General features: G+C 33.5%; 6 protein-coding genes. 3 read left to right on the plus strand and 3 right to left on the minus strand.

Annotated features, from left to right (window positions below; translation table 11 throughout):
- Positions 1–273: hypothetical protein (locus ABY905_RS13175; RefSeq protein ID WP_372644624.1), on the minus strand; the 273-nt coding region annotated here is incomplete at its 3' end.
- Between the two features lie 407 nt (positions 274–680).
- Here ABY905_RS13175 and ABY905_RS13180 point away from each other — a divergent pair.
- Positions 681–2,588 carry an ABC transporter substrate binding protein gene (locus ABY905_RS13180; protein ID WP_372644626.1) on the plus strand — a complete coding sequence of 636 codons (1,908 nt, stop codon included), beginning with the start codon at positions 681–683 and terminating at the stop codon, positions 2,586–2,588.
- 49 nt (positions 2,589–2,637) lie between these two features.
- On the opposite strand, the gene ABY905_RS13185 is transcribed toward ABY905_RS13180, so the two are convergent.
- Both ABY905_RS13185 and ABY905_RS13190 read right to left on the minus strand, forming a co-directional pair.
- Positions 2,638–3,600, minus strand: a complete 963-nt coding sequence (locus ABY905_RS13185; RefSeq protein WP_372644628.1) for a GTP-binding protein — start codon at positions 3,598–3,600, stop codon at positions 2,638–2,640.
- Positions 3,601–3,669: 69 nt separating this feature from the next.
- On the minus strand, positions 3,670–4,185 hold the full coding sequence (locus tag ABY905_RS13190; protein WP_372644629.1) for a nitroreductase family protein: 516 nt from the start codon (positions 4,183–4,185) through the stop codon (positions 3,670–3,672).
- 93 nt (positions 4,186–4,278) lie between these two features.
- Here ABY905_RS13190 and ABY905_RS13195 point away from each other — a divergent pair, with 93 nt between their 5' ends.
- On the plus strand, positions 4,279–5,415 hold the full coding sequence (locus ABY905_RS13195) for an MFS transporter (protein WP_372644631.1): 1,137 nt from the start codon (positions 4,279–4,281) through the stop codon (positions 5,413–5,415).
- A gap of 26 nt (positions 5,416–5,441) precedes the next feature.
- Positions 5,442–5,754 (plus strand): hypothetical protein (locus tag ABY905_RS13200; RefSeq protein ID WP_372644633.1); only part of this gene is annotated, 313 nt, incomplete at its 3' end.

The following is a 5,754-nucleotide window of genomic DNA, read 5'->3' on the forward strand; positions in this document are numbered from 1 at the left end:
AAACTTGGGTATATAAAATAGGGCAAAAGCACCTATCAGATAACTAAAATACACGTAGGCATCAGCTTTTTGTACATGTTCAATTCTAAAGAAAAATAAAACAAATGCAGCAAACATGAATACCGATATCGACCAGTAGAAAAGCTTTAAAGCCTTTCTGATATATAGGTTTTGGATTTTATTGATGAGCGGTTTTAGGCCTCGGTAGGTGTATAGATCCACTATAAACATGAAGATTAAAAGTGGAATAATTAAAAAGGCACTAGCTCTCATAGTCGAATGTCAATTAAAATAATTGGGTCAAAGATAGGTTTTTTTTACTTAGTGGTTTGGAGATCACTACTTTCTGCTTTTAGAGAAGGATTATTGGTTTGTTTTATATCCACTTTTATTGTTTTCTTTCCTTTATTTATAATTAAATATTCACGTTTCCATGTCGTAAGTTTTCAATATAAATACAGCTAAAGTTTATTTTTGAAAACATTGTATATGTTAGATTATGCACATATGTAAATCTATATAATATGATGGTTTATGGTTGTTATTTGGATGTTAGTGGAGATAAAATATAATTTTATCAAATATTTGGAAAGTGGGGATCTTATGATTAAATTGGACATCTATTATGAAAAAATCTATGATTAATCCCCAGTCTGAAGATGCCAGGTAAATTCCCAATTATGATAAAATATAAGGCTTTGTGTTTTTCTTATTGTTGTGTTTTATTACTGATGTTATTGTTCCCTTTTCAGTCTAATAGCCAGAAGCTAAAGGAAACAAAGCGAAAACGAATCTGTCTAATTCACTCCTACAATAGTAACTTTCCTACTTATATTCATACGTCCAGAGCAATTAACGAATTTATAGATACAACACATTATCAGATTGATGTGGAATTTATGAATAGTAAGGAATTTGTTGATGATATCTATATCGAACAGTTTCATAATTTTTTAACTTATAAATTATCTAAAAGGAAGCCCTATGATTTGTTTTTGGTAGCTGATGATTATGCCTTGGATTATGTGCTGAAATATGAGAACGAATTGTTTGAAAATAAACCTATTGTTTTCTGGGGAATTAATAATATTAACATAGCAAAAGAGCAAAACTCCAATTCCAATTGTACAGGTGTTGTTGAAGATATCTCTATAAAGGAGACGATTAATTTAGCAAAAACTCTGAGCCCTAATCTTGAAGAGATATTTGTAATAAGTGATAATACGGTAACCGGTAAAAATGACTTGAACCGAATATTGAAGCTTAAAGATTTGACAACGCTTGTGAATGTTCATACTCTAAACTTGTCTGAACTTAGCTTTACTGAGTTCGAAGAGAACTTGCAGCAACTTAAAGGAGAGAAAGCCCTACTCTTATTATCTCTTTACAGAGATAAAGATTTTCAGTATAAACCTTTTTATGATGGTTTGAAATTATTGAAGAAGAATTCTGATTTGCCAATTTATCATTTATGGAAACATGGACTGGGTGAAGGTATTGCAGGAGGGAATCTAATTCATCACTATAGACAGACTCAGGAGGCCCTTAAAATAGCAGATCGAATTTTAAAGGGAGAAGCCATTGAGGATATTCGTGTTTTAGAAGAGAGTCCAAACCAGTGTTATTTGGATTTTAATGAATTAAAGAGGTTGAAGTTAATGCCTGCTATTTTTCCTAATGACTGGACAATAATTAATATGCCAAGCTCTTCAATCCATCTAAGTAAGAGATCCCTGTATTTGTTTTTATCCATAAGTTTGTTCGTTTGCGCCCTTTTGTTTTTTCTCATCTATTATGCCAGGAAACAAAATTCTCTGAAAAAGGAATTGATTCAGGCACAGGGAAATGCCAATAGAGTTGATGAGTTGAAAAGTGCTTTTTTGAGCAATATATCACATGAAATTCGTACGCCCTTGAATGGTATACTAGGATTTTCTGAATTCCTGGCTTTACCAGATGTGAGTGATGATGATCGGATTAAATATTTTGAAATAATCACAGAGAGTTCTCATCAACTTTTGAATGCGATTAATGAGATTGTGGATATTGCTAAAGTACAGTCTGGAGATTCTGATATTAGAATGGAAACTATTGATATTGGTAGTTTGTTGTCTGAAATAGTAGCTGAATACAGAGTGGAGGCAGAACGAAAGAATCTGAAACTCATGTTTATGGATAGCAGGGTTGTAAAGTCGGTTTATGCCGATAAACAATACCTCTTGAAAATAATAAGAAAGCTTTTAGACAATGCGATCAAATTCACACATGATGGGTGTATAGAGATTGGTTATTATAAGAAAGCTGACTTTATTGAATTTTATATCAAGGATACCGGCATTGGGATTTCCAATGATTTGGTGCATATCATTTTTGATAATTTCAGACAAGTCCAAGAGTCAGATATTCGTCAATATGGAGGTTTAGGGTTAGGCTTATCCATTACAAAGGCTTTTGTGAAATCGATGGGAGGTAAGATATGGGTAGAATCAAAAGAGAAGAAAGGTTCTTGCTTCTATTTTACACTTCCTTATAAAGAACAATATTCTGCCTCATTAATAAGTGCAGATGTTTATTTCAGTGGTAATTAACGGAAAGTGAAAATCCCCAATACAGATTTAATTGTATTGGGGATCTTACTTAACTGCAAAGTTCTATTAGGTTTTTCTCAATAACTTCAGCGTTCAAATCTTTACCAATAAACACAAGTTTACTCTCTCGATTTTCGTTTACATCCCATGCTCTCCCCACAGTAGCTTGAATTTGTGTGTGCACAGATTGTAAAAGAATTCTGTTATCAACACCAGTGATATTAAGAATACCCTTCACACGATAAATCGTATCAGAGTTGAATTGCAAAAAGGTATCGAGCCAGCTAGCCAATTTCATTTGATTAAAAGCTAATTTACTTTTAAAACAATAGTTTTCTATGCTGTGATCATGCTTTTTTTCATTGCTTTCGATTCCATCTACAGTGAATAGAAATTGATAAATGTGCTTTGGATTATAAGCATAAACATCAAGTAATTTCACATCAAGTTTCGATTGGACAGCTTTGTGGATGTCGGCTGTAGGATTAATTTCTCTGATTTTAGAACAAAGCTGTTTTATATCCTTTTCATTCGATAGATCAATTTTATTTAGGATTAGCGTATCGGATATGACAATTTGTTTATTCAGAACCGCTTCATTTTTCAGATCTTGTTCAGCATTAGCTGCATCAATCAAACAAATGACAGAATCGAGCTCGAATTTAGCTTTGATACCTGGATCTGAAATAAAAGATGCCAAAATATTACCCGGATCAGCAATACCGGTTGTTTCAATTAATAAATGATTGAAAGAATGATTGTTCTTAACCAAGTTTTCAAGAACCATGAATAGTTCTGTGTTTAGATTACAACATATACAACCATTGCTCAATTCAAACAAGTCTTCGTTTCCAATATTGGCGACAAATTCTGAATCGATATTCTCTTTACCAAATTCATTTTCGATGATAACAAATTTCTTTTCCTTATGATTTTGAATCAGCTGATTTAAGAGACTGGTCTTTCCAGCCCCCAAAAAACCAGTGATGACTGTTACGGGTATCTTACTCATATATTGTTACTAAATCGTCTTGTTAATATTGAAATGAATAGTAATAAATGTTCAATCAAGAATCATTATTTAAAATTTTTCCCAATGAACAATTTCCTCCAAGCTGTTTCTCTTTTTTGCTGGTCTTTTCTCATGGTCTGGATAACCAAGTGACAGAATTGCTGCAGGTTCGATATGATCAGGAAGATCAAAGAAATCACGACATTTTTGAACATGGAAGTTGCAAATCCAACATGTGCCTAAGCCAAGCTCGGTTGCTTGAAGTGTCATGTGATCAGTCGTAATAGCAGCATCAATATCAGCATGATCTTTTTCATCTTCAGCTCGTTTCCAAGATTTACTGTGATCTGAACAAATTACAATATAGACAGGTGCTTCTTTAAACCAGTCGCGATGGTAAATTTGTGAGAACTGATCATGATTTTCTTTCTCACGAATCACAATAAAATGCCAGGGTTGAAAGTTGACTGCAGATGGAGCGTATTGACCGGATTCCAGTATTTGTAGTAACTTTTCGTCTTCGATTTCCTTATCTAAGTATGATCGAACTGAATAGCGGTCTTTAATTGTATTTAATAAGCTCATAATTGTAATTTTGATTCTGTGTAAAAATACAAATTTTTCAGGTGCATTAAAGTTTCTATTTATAACTTTGCAGCCTTAATTAATAATTGCTTTATGCTACGAGAACTCAAACAAAATAAAATGTATGCCTATCTTATGCTGCTGGTCGTTGCGGCTACTGCAGGACATCAGGCGTGGCGTACGCTTTTTAACAATTTGGCTGTAGATGAAGTTGGGATTAATGGTTTTCAGTTAGGAGTTATCCAATCTGTAAGAGAGGTTCCAGGCTTCTTGGCGTTATTGGTTATATATGTGCTTTTTTTTGTACGTGAGCACCGCCTATCAGCAATTTCTGTTTTACTCGTTGGTGTGGGTGTTGCTTTAACGGGCTTTTTTCCATCCTTTTATGGTTTAATCTTTACGACTTTAATTATGTCGGTTGGTTTTCATTATTTCGAAACCACCAATAAGTCATTAACCTTGCAATACTTTAATTACGAACAAGCACCCTATGTATTTGCTAAGCAGAAAAGTTGGGCGGCCGTTGCTAATGTTGCCATGGGTGCTTTTATCTTACTATTAGCTGATCATTTATCATTACAAATGAACTTTATAGTTGCTGGTGTTTTGATCGTTTTAATGGCAATTTGGGCCTTCTTTTGGAAGCCTGAGGATAAAAATATTCCTGCACAGAATAAAGGGATGGTTCTGCGTAAGCGTTATTGGTTATTTTATGTTTTGAATTTTTTAAGTGGAGCGCGTCGACAAATTTTTGTTGTGTTTGCCGTTTTCATGTTAGTTCAGAAATACCACTTTAGTATTCAGAATGTGGCTTTGCTTTTCATCATCAATAATATTATCACTTACTTCATATCTCCCTATATCGCTAAGGGAATAAACCGTTATGGTGAGCGAAGAATGCTAAGTTTAGAATACTTTTTTTTGATATTTGTATTTCTGGGCTATGCCTTTATCGAAAATGGTTTAGTGGTTGCGATCTTATACATAATCGATCATATATTCTTTGGTTTCTCAATGGGAATCAATACTTATTTTCATAAAACAGGAGATAAGAAAGATATTGCACCTTCAATGGCAGTTGGATTTACCATTAATCATATCTCAGCGGTTGTGATTCCAGTTTGTGGTGGTTTATTGTGGATGTGGCATTGGCAAATACCATTTATAGCTGGAGCTATACTTTGTGTGGTCTCCCTTGTATTTGTTCAGAAAATAAAAATAGAAAACTAAGTTTAGAATTGAAAATTTATTAAAATATGATAGCTGAAAATATATACAAAAGCCTTGTAGAACTTTATAATAAAGGGATCACTGAAAAAGATCCAAAAATCATAAGAGATTTTTTGAATGATAATACACATGTGGCTTTAAAAGATGATCCCCGATTCTATTTAGAAATACTGCAACATCGTGCTGCAGCATTTGCTTTATTTGGTGAGCTGAGTGAAGCTGGTCAGGAGTATGCTAAAGGTTATTCTTCATGCTCAACTTCTGGAAAGTGGGTTTATGGTTTAAATTGGTCTTTGCAATATATGGCTGAGTTCTCTCTCAACAGAGGAAAAGCTAAAT

Origin of the sequence: Ancylomarina sp., from assembly GCF_041555295.1 — a bacterium.
Classification (GTDB): domain Bacteria; phylum Bacteroidota; class Bacteroidia; order Bacteroidales; family Marinifilaceae; genus Ancylomarina.

Coding starts and splice junctions, on each gene's coding strand:
- ABY905_RS13180 (WP_372644626.1), top strand. CDS start 681: ATGATAAAATATAAGGCTTTGTGTTTTTCTTATTGTTGTGTTTTATTA.
- ABY905_RS13185 (WP_372644628.1), bottom strand. CDS start 3,600: ATGAGTAAGATACCCGTAACAGTCATCACTGGTTTTTTGGGGGCTGGA.
- ABY905_RS13190 (WP_372644629.1), bottom strand. CDS start 4,185: ATGAGCTTATTAAATACAATTAAAGACCGCTATTCAGTTCGATCATAC.
- ABY905_RS13195 (WP_372644631.1), top strand. CDS start 4,279: ATGCTACGAGAACTCAAACAAAATAAAATGTATGCCTATCTTATGCTG.